The 16,328-nt window shown below is 38.9% G+C and carries 11 protein-coding genes; 1 reads left to right on the forward strand and 10 read right to left on the reverse strand.

From position 1 onward, the window contains the following. Nucleotides 1-2: 2 nt before the first annotated feature. The 10 genes from ACKPCE_RS01625 to ACKPCE_RS01670 form a co-directional block, all read right to left on the reverse strand. Nucleotides 3-1,457, reverse strand: coding sequence for a TolB family protein (locus ACKPCE_RS01625; RefSeq protein WP_319503961.1), 1,455 nt, complete (start codon nucleotides 1,455-1,457; stop codon nucleotides 3-5). Continuing rightward, nucleotides 1,454-2,899: a DUF6057 family protein gene (locus tag ACKPCE_RS01630; RefSeq protein ID WP_319503962.1), complete on the reverse strand. Its 1,446-nt coding sequence runs from the start codon at nucleotides 2,897-2,899 to the stop codon at nucleotides 1,454-1,456. Before ACKPCE_RS01630 ends, ACKPCE_RS01625 begins: the two co-directional genes overlap by 4 nt. Next, nucleotides 2,883-3,485 carry a DUF4369 domain-containing protein gene (locus tag ACKPCE_RS01635; RefSeq protein WP_024995914.1) on the reverse strand — a complete coding sequence of 201 codons (603 nt, stop codon included), beginning with the start codon at nucleotides 3,483-3,485 and terminating at the stop codon, nucleotides 2,883-2,885. Before ACKPCE_RS01635 ends, ACKPCE_RS01630 begins: the two co-directional genes overlap by 17 nt. 86 nt (nucleotides 3,486-3,571) lie before the next feature. Further along, nucleotides 3,572-4,693, reverse strand: a complete 1,122-nt coding sequence (locus ACKPCE_RS01640) for a Rid family hydrolase (protein ID WP_319503963.1) — start codon at nucleotides 4,691-4,693, stop codon at nucleotides 3,572-3,574. Nucleotides 4,694-4,933: 240 nt separating this feature from the next. Beyond that, nucleotides 4,934-5,743, reverse strand: a complete 810-nt coding sequence (locus tag ACKPCE_RS01645; protein WP_319503964.1) for a hypothetical protein — start codon at nucleotides 5,741-5,743, stop codon at nucleotides 4,934-4,936. A 35-nt stretch (nucleotides 5,744-5,778) separates the two neighbouring features. After that, nucleotides 5,779-7,536 carry a RagB/SusD family nutrient uptake outer membrane protein gene (locus ACKPCE_RS01650; protein WP_319503965.1) on the reverse strand — a complete coding sequence of 586 codons (1,758 nt, stop codon included), beginning with the start codon at nucleotides 7,534-7,536 and terminating at the stop codon, nucleotides 5,779-5,781. Between the two features lie 15 nt (nucleotides 7,537-7,551). Beyond that, the gene (locus ACKPCE_RS01655; RefSeq protein WP_319503966.1) at nucleotides 7,552-10,761 is read right to left on the reverse strand and encodes a SusC/RagA family TonB-linked outer membrane protein; all 3,210 of its coding nucleotides are present in this window, start codon (nucleotides 10,759-10,761) and stop codon (nucleotides 7,552-7,554) included. A gap of 546 nt (nucleotides 10,762-11,307) precedes the next feature. Then, the gene (locus ACKPCE_RS01660) at nucleotides 11,308-12,600 is read right to left on the reverse strand and encodes an acetylxylan esterase (protein ID WP_319503967.1); all 1,293 of its coding nucleotides are present in this window, start codon (nucleotides 12,598-12,600) and stop codon (nucleotides 11,308-11,310) included. A gap of 12 nt (nucleotides 12,601-12,612) precedes the next feature. Continuing rightward, complete coding sequence (locus ACKPCE_RS01665; RefSeq protein WP_319503968.1) at nucleotides 12,613-13,833, reverse strand: glycoside hydrolase family 27 protein; 1,221 nt, start codon at nucleotides 13,831-13,833, stop codon at nucleotides 12,613-12,615. An 18-nt stretch (nucleotides 13,834-13,851) separates the two neighbouring features. Further along, entirely contained in the window at nucleotides 13,852-15,144 is a 1,293-nt protein-coding gene (locus ACKPCE_RS01670) for a glycoside hydrolase 5 family protein (protein WP_407654942.1), read from the reverse strand. 128 nt (nucleotides 15,145-15,272) lie between these two features. On the opposite strand from ACKPCE_RS01670, the gene ACKPCE_RS01675 reads away from it, so the two are divergent. Beyond that, nucleotides 15,273-16,274, forward strand: coding sequence for an aldo/keto reductase (locus tag ACKPCE_RS01675; RefSeq protein ID WP_276964442.1), 1,002 nt, complete (start codon nucleotides 15,273-15,275; stop codon nucleotides 16,272-16,274). The last annotated feature ends 54 nt before the right edge of the window (nucleotides 16,275-16,328 follow it).

Below are 16,328 nucleotides of genomic sequence, written 5' to 3' on the forward strand. Positions count from 1 at the left end.
TTTTATTTAAACTTTTCTGCAACCACTTCATCATATACTCGTTTAACGTCATGTGAATCAAAAGGCATAGGCATCACTGACAAATCAGGTATATTGTAAGATTTAAGATTTAAATCATCCATTTCAGGATCTTTTTGAGGCAAAACAAAAGGTTTATGTACTTGTCCCATTTCATCAACATAAGCAAAATAAACACGACCGTATTGACCATCTCCCCTCTTGCTTGCAAAAGCAAACCAACGACTATTAGAAGACCAGCTATGATAAGTTTCTGAACGATTAGAATTGACTCTTTCTAGTTTATCGATTTTACCGGTAAGCAAATCAAGCAATTGCAGGTCAGTCTCTCTATGCCAAATAGGGAAGGTTCCACATTGGGCCACAGTAAATAATAAATACCGTCCATCCGGTGAGGCCTTCGGGTGACATACTGAACCTTGCATTAACCTTGCATTCCAAAGTGTATCTACACGAGAACCCCATTTCTGTTGTTCAGCTTCAAAAGCGACACGACACAAAGAATAACGCAATTCATTTATGTTTGATGGTAGGTCAACCAATGGTGCAGAGCAATAAAACACCCACTTACCATCTGCCGAGAAGGTAGGAAACGTTTCTAAAGTTAAAGAATCGGCCAGCAAAGGAGATGTTATCATTTTGTTTCTATCAAAGTCTGCAATAACTAAATCAGAAACAGTGTCATATACTTCCAAACGATGATTACCCTGTGCATGCAATGCCGGAATTATTGTATTAGTAGAGAAAACGGCATAACGTCCATCGGGATGAAAATCCCCGTACACAGCAGCAGAGTTCATTTGAGATGTTTTCAACATTAGTTTACGTAACTTCCCATGACGATTTAACAGAGTTCCTCCCTTGCTTCCTCTTATGTGGAACATGGAACTATTTCCTTTGCCATGAATATGACAATTCATACATTGCCCATTTGTTTGGCTGTTGTCCGCCAAGACCCTTTCATCAAAATTCTCAATACAACGTTCGCGGAGTTGGAGTTTGTTCCAAACCTCATAACCGGGTTCAATCAAGCGATAAGAGACGTAAGCATCCAGACGGTCTGCAACAACTTGCCAAGTAAAAGATCGATATTGTAACCATTCACCGTTTATACGTGCAATCACTTTTATTACAAGTTTATGACCTCTTTCCTTGGCTATAAAAGGCGTCCAGTCTTTCTGTGAAAAAACGGCCTTATTGCCTTTCGCATTAACTTGTAAACAAGTAGAAACACCTTTGACCTCAACAGACACGGCATCAACCCCTTCGTTTCTGATAAGGAAATTAAGAGGCGCCACATTAAACGGAATAGTAACATCCTTATATTCTGGATAAATAACTAACAAATCATTTGTCAGCCTTACATTCTTAGGTGAAGGTGTACATGCTTGAATGATCACCAGAGCACAAAAAAATATAGTTATATTAAAAACTCTCATCTTTCTATTAATGCATTGTGAAAATAATACCAATAAGTGTTTCCAAATGTAGCTTTAAGTAAACCAGCATTTCCATTACTAGTTTGATATAGCTTACTATAGTTCTTGAATTCGTTCAGAATGAAAGGGGAGATTTTCCATTCTTTAATTTCTTCAGCAGAAGTTTTCTTTTCTGCAAGATAAATAAGAAGAGCCTCTGCGTAAATTCCTGATGGAACCATATTCTTTGCAAATTCTTGATAGTGATCCACAAAAGAAGCAATGTCTTTATTTAGTAAATCAAAACAAAGAAGATAGTCTCGCGCCATAAAATTATCTCTGTTGTTATTCAGCAAATGTATTAGGGAAGCTGAAACATCTGTTGATAACCTTAAAGTATCAGTTTGAGATATTAATTCACGCTTGCGTTTTAGCCATTGCTGCACATCGGGACTCAGGTTTCCCGGAATACGCCGTTCTGCCCAGCGTTTATAGCACAATGTTTTCTGAAGAAGTCGTAAATATTTCAATGCGGCAGCATCATCTCCATTTATTAAATTAATTTCGGCCAAACGTTTAATGGGTCTTGTTCCTTTTTGATATGGAGAAAAAATCATTCCCAATATAGCTGCATGTTCAGCCATAGTCATGTCACCAATAGCAAACCAAGCTTCATTAGCAGCATATATCATAATGTAATTTGAGGAGGGAGAAATAGGTAAGAATAAGACTTGGGAGAGAGGCTGACTATAACTCGTTAACTTATCTGGTAGCTGATTTCTTTGGGCATTATATAAATTTCGGTAATAGGTAGACAGCAAACTCGCCTGATTATCTTCATCCAATAGTTTCTGAGCTTTTTGCCAATGTCCAAAATAGAATTCAGAATCTATTGCTAACATTTTTTCTCTTCTTAAATCGGGCGTGTTATACCAAGAACTTGACCAATTTCCATAACCCCAAAGCCAATATCCAAGGCTAATTACAAATACGCTTATAGGTACCCCCCACTTAAGAGGTTTTCTGATAAAAAAACGACAGAGTAAATAAACGAGACCAATACCAATTAATGAAATCGTTCCTGACAAGGGATAATTTAGCCCACATTCTTTTCCCGTCTCCCATATAACAGCCAATATTACCACAAACCATGCCCACCGGCCTAAATACGGAAAAGATAATTTATACACAACGACTCCCCACGAGACCAATACCACAGCCATAATCAAAGGGCCCGCTCCTTTGTAACAGAAAAATTGAGTTAAGAAATCTCCAGATAGACGAGCTAATCCTCCTGAATTATTAAAATATTGAATTAATTCAATGGGTGAAAATAAAAAAAGTATCATCTGCTCTCTATGTAACAGATGGTAAGGTAGTACTTCATAGAAAAAAAAGAAGAGTATCAAACCTCCCATACCAAGAAGTAACCAATTTACAAATTTGCTATTCCATCTTTTCATCCAACTGTTTCTTCTGTTCATTCGTAAGAGATGGTAATATAATTCTCTGCATAAATTGACCTAATGTAGTATTTTTATGATTCATCAACAAAAGGAAATTAGCTTCTTTCTCTTGCACCTTTAGTGTATCAAAAGCTTGAATTAATCTTAATGAATCGTCACCCTTCGCTTCTTTAAGTCCGTCATAAATAAAATGATAAGCAGCTAATCTTTTCTCATGCTGAGCTTTCCATATTTGAAGTGCATCATTTTGAGGAGTTCCACTAACACAGCCTATTGAATCAGCTGTCACTTTAATTACACCTGGCTCGGTTATCACTAATAACTCCTGAACATAATAACGAAGAGCCGGGCGTAACCTAATCACTCTCATCTCTTCACCTTGACCTTCGAATTTAAAAGAAGCATTAGATATCTTGACAGAATCAACTCTTCCTGGAGCATTTTCCATTGGAACTAGAAAAATCCATTCACCATCGTATCTTACAGATGGAACTGTTCCTTCAATAACAAAAGTACGATCTGTTTTGGTACAACCAATTCCTAAGAATATAAATACTAAAAAGAAAAATATGCGTGTTTTCATTTTCTACATTTTTGGAGTTATTGTAAAGCCAAAAATAAAAGTTTATAATCAGTTAAACCAATAGTAGATTAACAAAAGATGATACTTTACAACGCCTTAACAGCCATGCATTCCATTTCCACTAGCCAGCCCGGTCTACAGACAGAAGCTAACGTAATTATTGTAGGAATATTGGGGAAACTTTTTTCAAAGAAACTTTTTATAACAAGATAATCAGCCGTGTCACGTAAATAAACAATAATATATTGCAATTCTTCAAAGCATGAATCGGCTTCTTTTAATAATGCTTCAACATTTTCGCACATGCGCTCTGCCTGCCGAACAACATCACCAGGAAAAACTATTTCACCATGGTTATTAATACTTGCCGTACCCGAAATAATAATTTGTCGGCGATCTTCAAAATCAACGGCCGTACCTCGTTCAAAACTAACACCATATTCATACGTCGGATTTAAATGAGTACGAGCATATAGATACTTTATTTGATCGGGTTTTATTCCTTCGATAGCATAAGCATCGAGCATAACAAGAACTTTTGGATCTGCATGTCTTCCTTCTATTCCTGTACTGGCAATATAATGAGTCTTTTCGGTCAAATTCTGAGTGGCAAAAACTTCATTACGAGCTTTCACAGCTCCTGCATAATTACAGTCCACGTTTTGAACAAAAATCCATGTACGCAAACAATTCGCTTCCAATGTGCAATTTTCTTCCATTAGTTGCATAACATAATCATTCAGGAGCAAACGCATCTGGTACTCTGAATTTGCAGCTTTATTAGAACAACCTCCTAACCAAAGCTGACGATATTTTCCACACTTTACTTCGAAAAGTCCATTGGGTAACATATTCGTTTTGACATTAGTCAACAGATGTGCCCATAAAGCAATTTTGGTCCCGTCAAGTGGAGGCTGTTGCACCACTGATAGGGCACAATCTGAATCCTCAATCATTCTAGCAAGCAATAAATCAGTTTGATTAGCAGCATCGCTGAGAAAAAAACGTTTGAAGATACTTGACGCACCATGAAGTTCATTTTGTAACAAAGAAGTGTAGATCTTAAAAACAGCCTCCATCTGTTCATAATAAGATAGCATGGGATTAGTAACATGTAACATTATATGGTATTCAGTTACTCCATCTTCTATTATAAAAGCTGAAACTTCAGCACGAACACAGTGATAAGTATATGATGTGTATTTCATAAGTTCGATTTCATAATTGTTTCTCCACAAAGATAGATAATATTCCAGATGAGAAGAGCAAAATAAAAAGAAAAAGTCTAAATCATTCAATCAAAAAGGCAAGTCTCACGACTTGCCTTTCCTTTATTTAACCATTAAACAATTGTACTATAGGTTGTATTTTATTTCTTACGCCCAATGCTACGAACAGTTTAATAAATCTCAGTAGCGACAATTGTTTTCCTCAAAATTTCTAATTTATCATTCAGACTTAAAAACCCAGAACCAACCTGTACTCCATGAAGACATGTTAGCATCTTCTGACCAAGATAAAACCATCTTATCATCTGTAAGCGATATTATCTGATATTTTTCAATCTGACTACCTTTGGCTATATACGTTTCATTTAATGCATAACCTCCTAATACACCACAAGAAGAGGTCAGTGTACCATACCAATTTCCAAATACGGCATCTCCTGCACTAAAGTCTAAGGTACCAGTCTTGCCATTGCTTAACTTAATTTGCTTACCTGACATGGTAAATGTCATAGTGGCACTGTTGCCTTCACCGGCAAATTGTCCTTCAACACCATCTGCACCCATAGTCCACCATTGAGGCCCTGCTGCTCCATCATAAAAGCCACCATTACCAAAACATGAACCGTCGGCCCATTTCCAGACTTTTTCGCTACCATCAAATAACAAACCATATATTTCGGGCACAGGATATGCCAGTTCTTGAACATTAACAGTAAACTCTTTCGTCACAATTTCTCCGGTTTGATCCATAGCAGTTAATGTGATCTTTTGATTCCCTGCCCCCATTAGCTGAATCTTACCACTGTTTGAAGTGAGTTTACTGATACCATCTGTCCATTGGCAAGTCACAGGACTCTTGCAATTTAAGATTGCCATATTAGCCGCTTTTCCATTAATAATCTCTAATTCACAAGTTGCATCTAGTTCTCCTGAGAATGCTTGTGCTGTAGAACCTTCAATGGTTTCCGGCTCGCATGATGCTAAAATTGCACCAAATGCTATAAGGAATATATATATTATCTTATTCATAATAACTTTTTATTTAAATCAATATAGAAATCCAATTATCTTGGCCAGCCACCATATTCACTATCAGTTGTTCCCCAGCCTTCATTTTGCTTGAACTTATATTGTTCTCCGGCTTGAGCAGACAAAGAAATTTGATCAGTTGGTAATGGTGCAAATCCTTTGGTTTGAGTATAACGACTTCCGTAACCACCATTAATGCTGCTCACGTTATTTTTCCCAGGCGTTCCTGATAAATAAATATTCACATTATTTTGTTTATCAAGTGCTGTTTTAGCATAATCATCACCATAACGACGCAAATCATTCCACCGAACACCTTCAAATGCTAATTCCCATCGTCTTTCATTTCTAAGTGCCTCTACAGAATATGCTACTGCCGGCAAACCAGCACGTGCCCGTACTTTATTCATACCGGTTGCATCACCTGTTAGTTCGGATTGCATTAACAATACTTCAGCAAAGCGAATCAACACCATATCATTTATGCTATTTAACTGGAAGTTATCCTCATTACCGCTTGACCATGTAAGGTTAGGGTCCATCGCGTTTGAGAATGAAGCCCAAAATGAAGTTCCATCATCTTTACGCGCAACAACTGGCATAATCTTTTTCTGAAGATAATCCGTTTCTTGTGCAAAATCATTCCACCCACCGGCACCATAAGAATAACCCGGAAGATCATTAACTTTCTGAATAGAAGCATCCCTACGTGGGTCATTTGGTTCTGAGGCATTCCAATCAGAATACAAATTAGGAGCAACCGGACCTGCTCCCCATCCTTGACCAAATGGGAATGTTTTTGCATAATCCTGTCCACCACGAACACCAAAATGAAGTGCGTAACCATTTACATATCCAATGGTGGTGCTCCAAGACGGTTGCGTATTATACTTCACCATAAACATGGCTTCAGGGTTTGTTCCATAATCGTTCTCAACCCACACCAGGCCCTTGCCTTTATAAGCAGAAAGCTCATCATTAACAGTACAACGATTTGTATAAGCCCATAGATTGTAATAATTAGGAACCAATGAATATCCTGAATTCGCAACACAATCATTAATTTCATCAATTACATTTTGTTTGGTTATTTCTGTTCCATCAGGACATGTAACGGTTTCGTCGTTATAAAAACCTGAATAAAACAAGTATGCGCGACCGAGCAAAGCCTGTGCACAATACTTATCTACATGACCAGTTCCCATCTGCGCCTTTGCTGGCATCAACTTAATGGCAGCCATTAAATCTTGTAATATTTGCCCCCAAAGTGGCTCACCAGATATCTGGGGCAATGTAGGGTCAGCTACAGAAGAAACCGGGCAGGGTATGTTGCCAAACATAGAAGCCAATTCATAATAATAGTAAGCTCTCAAGAAATAAGCTTCTCCCTTATACTGATTCAAAGTTTCTTCAGTTACCCCTTTGCAGTTTCCTAATGTTTCTATTGCCATGTTAGCTCTAAAAACACCTTTGTAACGATCTTGATAAAACTGCGTGTACATGGTTGAACCTGTATTCAGCATTAAGTCTTCGGCTTGCATCAATTGGTCATTGAAACCACCACCACCCAAACGGTCGTCTGAGGCTAATTCCGAGTAATAAAAGAAAGAATATTGCGGATTAGCATTAACAATATTCAAATTGTTATATATTCCCGTAATTACCTGTTCGGCATCTTCAGCTGTTAACGGATAGTTGCCTGTATTCTTCTGAGTATAACTTTCCGAATCAAGAAAATCATTACAAGAAGAAAACATCATGGCCGCAACCGCAAAATAAATTATCTTTTTCATACTAAATAATTCTAATTAAAATTTAAGATTAACACCTACCAAAAATGTTCGTGGACTCGGATAGAATCCCAAATCAATACCTGATCCCCATGAATAGTTTGTCTCATCACCAGAAGCACCAACTTCAGGATCCATACCAGAATACCCTGTTATGGTAAACAAATTCTGAGCAGTTACATAAAGACGTGCTTGTTGGAACGGTGCTCTGGGGAAAAGCTTTTTAAAATCATATCCCAAAGTAATATTCTGTAATCTGAAGAAATCAGCATCTTCCATGTAGATATCAGAAATGTTAAGGTAATTATAATTATTACCAGGAACTAAACGAGGCAATTTATTGGAAGTTCCTTCTCCGTGCCAAGTATCATAAACATCTGTTGTATAGTTATCATATTGGCCGTCTCCAAATTTACGATATGATTTGGCAATCTGATGACCAAACGCCCCGTAGCCGGCAATAGTCAAATCAAATCCTTTATAACCGAAATTCAAATTCAAACCGGCAGTTAGATCTGGGTGCGGATTACCAATATTAGTTTTATCAGCATCAGTAATTGCTTTATCACCATTCAAATCGACAAAAATCAAATCACCCGGAACCGGATTTGATGACATCGTAGCATTTCCAGCAGCTTTCCATGCATCTATCTCAGCTGCATTCTGAAAGACTCCTGCTGTCTTATACCCCCAGAAGTAACCAATAGGTTGACCTACTTCTGCGCGATACATTTCAGTTGTTCCTTGTGATAAAACATTAGATGGACCGTGAAGTATACCTTCAGCATTAGCAATTCGAGTTACCTCATTTTTATTGTACGCCATGTTCACTCCTACAGTGTAAGTAAATTCCTTACCTGCCTTATCATTCCAATTCAATGCTAGTTCAATACCTGTATTTTCAACATCTCCACCATTGATATCTGGGGCTCCAGTTCCATAATGTCCAAGAACAGGCGCATTAACTAACCAATCTTTCGTTGTCTTTTTATACCAATCAAACGCTACGCCCAAACGGCTTCTGAACAAGCGCGCATCAAAACCGAAGTTTAGCTGTTCAGATGTTTCCCATGTTATATCTGCATTAGGTAGTTTATTAGCATAACCACCCGTCTGAGGATTATTTACTTGATTATTGAAAGCATAAGCAGCGGTTTTATCAAAAGAAACAGTTGCCAAATATTGGAATCCAGCGACATTACAGTTTCCGTTTTGTCCCCAGCTTGCGCGAAGTTTCAAAAAGTCAAGCCAATTACTTAAATCTTTCATAAACTCTTCATTTGTCATGACCCAACCGGCCGAGAATGAAGGGAATGTACCCCAACGATTACCACTAGCAAAATTTGAAGAACCATCGTGACGAACAATAGCGCTAAACATGTATTTTTCCTTATAATCATAGTTCACACGACCGAAAAAAGAGGCCAAGCCACCTTCACCCCAAGGAGAACCTGTAGCAGAAGCCGTACCAACATCCTTCATGTTATCTAACCAAGCATGATCCCAATCACTCCATAATCCTCCCGAATTTGTAGCTTCCATACTTTCACCCATGCCCCACTTCTCTATAGATGTACCGGCAAGAAGATCAATATTATGGCTAGTGTCTATACTAAACTTATAGTTTAGCGTATTTTCCCATGAATAAGACCATCCCTGGCTAGCTGATTGCTGAGTCCTATCGCTTTGGGCTTGTGAATTAACAGAAGGGTTGATCTTATATTTAGGCACATACTGACGATATGAGTTTGAAGACATTTTATAATTAAACTGGCTTCTCCAAACCAAATTCTTAATAGGTTGAATTTTCAAAGTTGCTGACATATTCAATGCATGATTCTTGGAAATATTATTTCCGCGGTTGTATATCATGTCTCCAAGAGGATTTCCGGCTCCAGGAATTATTCCAAAAATACCACTAGCCAATAAATCATCGTACGCAAAAATATCACCACTTTCATTATAAGCAGGAGTAATGGGATTTGCACGCAACACATTAGAAATGTCATTCCAATATTGATTGCCAATACCAATACCCGATTTCGTCTTATAGTTATATGTCATGTTCTCAGATAACGATATTACATCTAAGTCACCTTTCTTCCAAAGCACGTGATCAGAATTTAGACGAACAGAAGTTCGTTCAAAATCAGATTGAACGGGTCTTCCGTAAATACCTTCTTGAGAGGTGTAAGACACACCCAAAGAGAACTTAGACATATCGTTACCACCTACTACATTCAACGCATGGTTGGTGATTGGTGCATCATCATTATGGATCAATTTTAACCAATTGGTTCCTTGATAAGATCCGTCCATGATACTATTATATAGTCCAGATGATAATTTTCCTTCCCAGTCAATTGCTTCTCCACCCTGATTGAACATAATCAGGTCCTGCACTTCCATATATTGTTTTGCATTCAGCAATTCTGGCATCTTGGGTGAATTTTGCCATCCAAAATAGCCATCGTACGTTACTTGTATCTTACCTATTTTTCCTTGTTTCGTTGTTACAAGAATTACACCATTGGCACCGCGAGCACCATAGATAGCACAAGAAGCCGCATCTTTCAACACATCAATACTTTCAATATCAGAAGGGTTTAAAGAGTTGATATCTCCACCGGTAATACCATCAATAACATATAGAGGAGCATAACTGCCTACTGTTCCTAAACCACGGATATTAACCTTAAATCCTTCACCAGGCTGCCCTGAGGATTGAGTGATATTAACACCTGGAGACATGCTTTGCATGGCAGTCAAGGCACTAGTTGTATTTAGCGCTGCTAGTTGTTCTCCCTTTACTTGAACCGTAGCACCAGTTACTAATTTCTTTTTTTGAACGCCATAACCTACTACTACTACTTCTTCAAGAGCTTTAGAGTCTTCAACTAAAACAATTTTAATAGTAGGACCGGTTACTTTTACAGATTGGGTAACATAACCTACAAAAGAGACCTCAAGTGTTGCTCCTCTTGGTACATTTAATACGAAGTTTCCATCAATGTCTGTTATGACACCATTCGTAGTACCTTTTTGAAGTACGTTAGCTCCAATAACGGATTCACCGTATTGGTCAACTACTGTTCCTGTTACTTTACCGTTCTGCTGAGTCGTTTCAACAGCAACAGGTAAGGTTGCAAAAGCCGAAGGAACGCCACCAATCAGGAAAGAAAGACAAATCTTCGCAATTAGTGCTGTTTTTCTAGAATTAAGATTCATGCTTTTAAAAGTATTAAAAGATTAAACGACTATTCATTAAATAATAGTCAAATTACTGATTAGATAATAGTGTCTGTTAGAACTTAGAACAGAAGAGTATCCCCCTACTTCTATTCCACTAAGGAGTTTTCCAACTTTTCTTCATGCATTTAAATTTAAGTTTATAATAACATTAACAAAGGACAATTCATCTACTATTCTCCTAGATTAACTAAGCTAAGAAATATTATTTCTCTTCAAAAAACAAAAATACACAATTATATATAAGTATAACCTTTTTTAAGATTTTTATTCCCTGAATTACTGAAATCAAATATCTAAGAATAGAATAATATCAAAACACCAATATTTATACATAAATACAACAAATATGTCTATTAGATATTAAATAAAAGAAATAGCATGCATCTATCTAAAAAGAAAAATACATATTAATTTGCTTCAATCACAAGACATACATATTTACGATACAAAAGTAAATAAGCTAAAACATCCTAACAAATACAATTTTATCATAAACCAATACTTTATAAACAGCCAACGAGATTAATCCAACCCCATCTGTTTCCAAAGCCATTGGTTCCACTCATCGTATTGTTCCTGATACCAGTAATGACCCGTTTCAAGATACGGGTGCAATTCTTTAGATGATGGAACTGAGTTATAAGCAGCATACATAGAACTAGGCGGGCAAACATCATCGTTATACCCCCAGCTAAACCAGGCAGGAACTGATAATCGGCTAGCAAAATTAACCGCATCGTAATAGCGACTAGTCTCCAATTGATTCTTATCAGGATTGCTTTGTTTATAAAAATAATGTGGCCATCCACAGGCTCTATCATACTGAGCCGCCATAAAGTCGCACATAGCAGGATGCACCGCAGCCAAGCAGGTAACCCGTTTGTCTAGTGCAGCGGTAATGATAGACAAGGCTCCACCTTGACTGGAACCACTTACACCAAGCGCCTTCCCGTTATACTGGGGCAAGCTGCAAATGAAGTCGACTGCGCGCAAAGCTCCAACCACAACGCGCTTGTAATAAAAGCGGTCCTTATCATTCGCATTCATTTCCCAATAGTTCCACAAAGCTCCATTAAATAACTTATCGTAATAGCTTTGTTCCATGGTTACAGGAATGCCATGAATTCCTATTTCTAATGTAATAGCACCTTTTGAAGCCGTTGTTATATCACCATAATAAGGGCGAATACCGGCACCCGGCACACGTAAAAGTGCCGGATATTTACCACTGGCCTTAGGCATACACAAAATACCGTATGTTCGCGAACCCCATCTTATATTCTGGAAACTGACTTGATATACATTTACCTTATCCGTACATCTTTCAGGTATTAGCTCCATCGTAGGCTCTAATGGAACATTCCTAGATTCAGCCAACGCGTTGGCCCAGTATGGATCAAAATCGGCAGGAGCTGTTGTATAAGCTTTTATTTCTTCAGGTGCATAGCCGGCCGTAGCCATTCCCTCATATACACGTTCACCGACATAGGCTTTCACTTTACAACGAAGAAAGCCCGGTTTTTTGAGCGAGGAAGAAACCTGTATCTTGCCATCCTTTAATACTATGTTCTTTTTTTGTACATCAGGATACATCTCAGGGCCTAATTCATAATCAATTCGCACATTCTGAAGTAGATTCTGTGCTTTGAATACTTGTATAGTGAATTCACACTTTTCATTCAATGCATAACGCCAATCATTGTGATTGGGAGATACGACCACCCTCACTTCATTTCCTCTGATCTGAGCAAAAGTCGTACTAAATATGACTTGCCCAATCAGTATTGCCAAAACAAATACAATTTTACGAACCATGTTAACTACAATTTATTTTTTCTTTTTGGCGACCGACAAACGGTACATAACAACGTCATGTCCCGGAATAGTAACCGGCCTTACTTTCTTAGTATCTCCTTCATTTTGGTTGGTCCAAAGATTTCGAATGGTGTAAACTTTCGAATCAAAATCAGTAAAGCGCTTCGAAACCTCATCATACAAATTAAACTTCTGCCAGTCAATGACATACTGCTTATCCGTTGTCGAACGGTTCAAAATACAAAAAGCCCAATCATTATCAGCCAATGGCTTGAACCAAAATTCAAGACCATCTTCCGCAGCAAACTTCAATCCTTGAATACCCAGTTTATCTTGATTTACAGCAATAACCTCTTTATTCATCAAAATATCTTTTGTTTGCTGAGACATGCTGCGAATATCATTTCCCAAAATCAGCGGGGCAGCTAACATACTCCACATAGAGAAATGTGCACGATCTTCATTCACACTTTGTCCGTTACCAACCTCCAACATATCCGGATCATTCCAATGTCCAGGACCGGCATATTGCCTAAGACCGTTTTGCATATCTAAGATTTGCAATACCCCATAAGCAGCCCATCCCGGGTGCTGATCTACGCAATCGAAACAATTAAAGATATCACCTGTTGTACGCCACATGTGACCGGTTTCCTTTGCCCAAGTCCAAGGTTTACTATGTCCCCATTCACACATACTGAAAAGTATAGGACGACCGGCTGCCCGTAAAGCATCCCTCATTAAATTGTAAGCTCCTACCGGATTGATATCTTCCGTTTCACACCAATCATATTTCAAATAGTCAATACCCCACTTGGCATACTGAAGAGCATCCTGATATTCATGACCGAAACTTCCCGGGCGACCACCACAGGTTTTCCGGCCAGCGTCTGAGTAAATACCAAATTTCAGTCCTTTACTGTGAATGTAATCACCCAAAGCTTTCATGCCAGAAGGAAACTTAAGAGGGTCAGCCTGAATAAAGCCTAAAGAATCTCTCTCACCATGCCAGCAGTCGTCCAGGTTAAGATATACATACCCGGCGTCGCGTAAGCCGCTTTCAACCATGGCATCGGCAATGGTCTTAATCAAATTCTCATCAATATTACAAGCAAACTTATTCCAACTATTCCATCCCATGGGAGGTGTCTGCGCCAACCCCTCAAATTTCTGAGCATTTAAAGCTAAGGGCAAGCAGAACAATAAAGCTGCTATCCATGTCTTTTTCTTCATCTTTTTTTGTTTATCTGATTATTTCAATTTATTGTTAGCCTCCTTGATTATAGCCACTGTGCTGTCCGTTGCGAAAACAGAATTCAGCCCCTGCTCTTCCTGAGCCGGATCGCCCGTGTAATCATCTCCTTTTCTCCAGTTTACATGTTCTGCAGATGGATTAGCAAAACCGCCCCAAGCCCAAAAATTACAGCCGGCCAACAGTTTATAAGCCTCCGTTTTATCGGCTACCAGATCAAAAATAAACCGATAATAACTATCACGTGCCCGAGTGGTAACATCCTTTGAAAATTGAAAGCCGTCACGCGGATACCCAAATTCCTCCAGAGCTATGGGCTTATTGTATTTACGAGCTACCACCAAGTGCTCGTCGATGTACTTCTTGGTATTGACTTTGGCTTTTTCCAAATTCTCTTGCAGACTGTCCTTTGGAGCCCATCCCCAATTATACGGCCAGATATGAATGTTCATATAATCAATATGGGTATCTGCATGAATCTGTTCAAACAACTTTATATCTTGCTCGCAACCGTGCTTTCCTTCGCTGCCGGTTGACACCAGGTGATTGCTGTCAATCGACTTAATGAGCGCAGCGACCTCTGCTATCCATTTAGCAAAAGGTTCTTTGTTTTCCTCGGAAAAAGCGCGCGGCTCGTTACCAATCTGCCAGGACATGATTGTCGGATCATCTACATATTTTATATGTGTATACCTATTGACTCTCGAAAGGATGTCTTTCACATAATTGGCAAACAAAGCCTTTGCGCTATCCGATTTTTGATATTGTTTCACGTATTCCATATAAGCAGGCCATCCATCGACCGCAGGTACCGGCGCTTTACCATGTCCGGCCCACTGAAGGTATTGTCCATATCCTCCACTCCATTCCCAAGAGTTATTCAGGTAAAGTACTGCTACCATCTTTCGTTTACTCATTTCAGCCAGCAAATAATCCAAACCGGCTAAAATAGTATCATTATACACACCGGGAGCTATTTGTAACGTAGGTTCCACCTTTGCGGTTATTCCTCTTTCACCATCGGATCCTACCAGAATTCTCAGGTTATCCACTCCTATGCTTTTTAAAAAATCGAGTTCTTTGTTCAAACGGTCTCTGTTGCCTCCTTCACCTTCGGATGCTAAAATAGCACCATACCAAAAGTTGGCTCCTACAAAATGGTAAGGCTTACCGTCCCTCATAAAATGACCGTCGTTGACTTGAATGAAAGAAGATGCAGATGTTGACTTGCGCGCCATGCACCCTGTGAATAGAAATAGCAAAGAAATAAAGAGTGAAATAAATTTCGCCATAATATCAGATTTTTTGTTTCATGGCAAAAGTAATACTCTTACGTTAAAGTATCTTGTATTATTTTATCTATTCATTGTACAAATAACTATATTTGCCGCATAGTAACCCCAAAAGCATTTTTAATATGATGACAGACACTGTGTACTCAGCCAGTCCGGAACGTTATCGTAGCGGCATGAAATACCGCCGTTGCGGACAAAGTGGTATCTTGCTTCCCGAAATTTCATTGGGATTGTGGCACAATTTCGGGAGTGTCGATACATTTGACAACAGTCAGAAAATGGCGCATTACGCATTCGATAACGGTATTATTCACTTCGATCTGGCCAATAATTACGGTCCGGTTTATGGTTCAGCCGAAGAAACATTCGGGCAAATCATGAAAAAATCATTCGCTCCCTATCGTGACGAACTATTCATTTCAACCAAAGCCGGACATGAAATGTGGCAAGGTCCTTATGGTGAGTGGGGTTCACGCAAATACCTCATGAGCAGTCTGGACCAAAGTCTAAAGCGGATGAATCTCGATTACGTTGACATCTTCTATTCTCATCGTTTTGATCCGAATACGCCGTTGGAAGAAACACTCCAAGCGCTGGTCGATATCGTACGCCAGGGCAAAGCTCTTTATGTGGGTATATCAAAATACCCGTATGAAGCAGCCCGGTTTGCCTATCATTACCTCAAACAGAGAGATGTACGTTGCCTACTATACCAAGGGCGATACAATATTTTCAACCGTGAACCCGAGCAAGAACAAATTCTGCAGCAGGCAAAAGAAAACGGAAGCGGATTCATTGCCTTTTCACCTTTGGCACAAGGCTTGCTCACCAACCGTTATTTACAAGGTATTCCAGACGATTCACGCATAGCGCGGGGCGGATTCTTGAAGAAAGAACAACTAACCAATGATGTTCTCCAAAAGATTGAGCAACTCAATAAAATGGCGCTCGAACGTGGACAAACGCTCGCTGAGATGGCATTGGCCTGGGTATTAAAAGATGATTTGGTAACCTCTGTCATCATTGGAGCAAGCTCCGTTCAACAGATGAAAGACAACCTTAAGGGTCTTGAAAATTGTCAATTTACGGCCGAAGAGCTACGTTTGATCAATCGGATAATTCTTTAGTAAACCACAATTCACAGAAAATAAGTACGGCTGCATGTATTCGTCAGGAATATG

Origin of the sequence: Bacteroides graminisolvens (assembly GCF_963666085.1) — a bacterium.
Lineage (GTDB): Bacteria > Bacteroidota > Bacteroidia > Bacteroidales > Bacteroidaceae > Bacteroides > Bacteroides graminisolvens.

Coding starts and splice junctions, on each gene's coding strand:
- ACKPCE_RS01625 (WP_319503961.1), bottom strand. CDS start 1,457: ATGAGAGTTTTTAATATAACTATATTTTTTTGTGCTCTGGTGATCATT.
- ACKPCE_RS01630 (WP_319503962.1), bottom strand. CDS start 2,899: ATGAAAAGATGGAATAGCAAATTTGTAAATTGGTTACTTCTTGGTATG.
- ACKPCE_RS01635 (WP_024995914.1), bottom strand. CDS start 3,485: ATGAAAACACGCATATTTTTCTTTTTAGTATTTATATTCTTAGGAATT.
- ACKPCE_RS01640 (WP_319503963.1), bottom strand. CDS start 4,693: ATGAAATACACATCATATACTTATCACTGTGTTCGTGCTGAAGTTTCA.
- ACKPCE_RS01645 (WP_319503964.1), bottom strand. CDS start 5,743: ATGAATAAGATAATATATATATTCCTTATAGCATTTGGTGCAATTTTA.
- ACKPCE_RS01650 (WP_319503965.1), bottom strand. CDS start 7,536: ATGAAAAAGATAATTTATTTTGCGGTTGCGGCCATGATGTTTTCTTCT.
- ACKPCE_RS01655 (WP_319503966.1), bottom strand. CDS start 10,761: ATGAATCTTAATTCTAGAAAAACAGCACTAATTGCGAAGATTTGTCTT.
- ACKPCE_RS01660 (WP_319503967.1), bottom strand. CDS start 12,600: ATGGTTCGTAAAATTGTATTTGTTTTGGCAATACTGATTGGGCAAGTC.
- ACKPCE_RS01665 (WP_319503968.1), bottom strand. CDS start 13,833: ATGAAGAAAAAGACATGGATAGCAGCTTTATTGTTCTGCTTGCCCTTA.
- ACKPCE_RS01670 (WP_407654942.1), bottom strand. CDS start 15,144: ATGGCGAAATTTATTTCACTCTTTATTTCTTTGCTATTTCTATTCACA.
- ACKPCE_RS01675 (WP_276964442.1), top strand. CDS start 15,273: ATGACAGACACTGTGTACTCAGCCAGTCCGGAACGTTATCGTAGCGGC.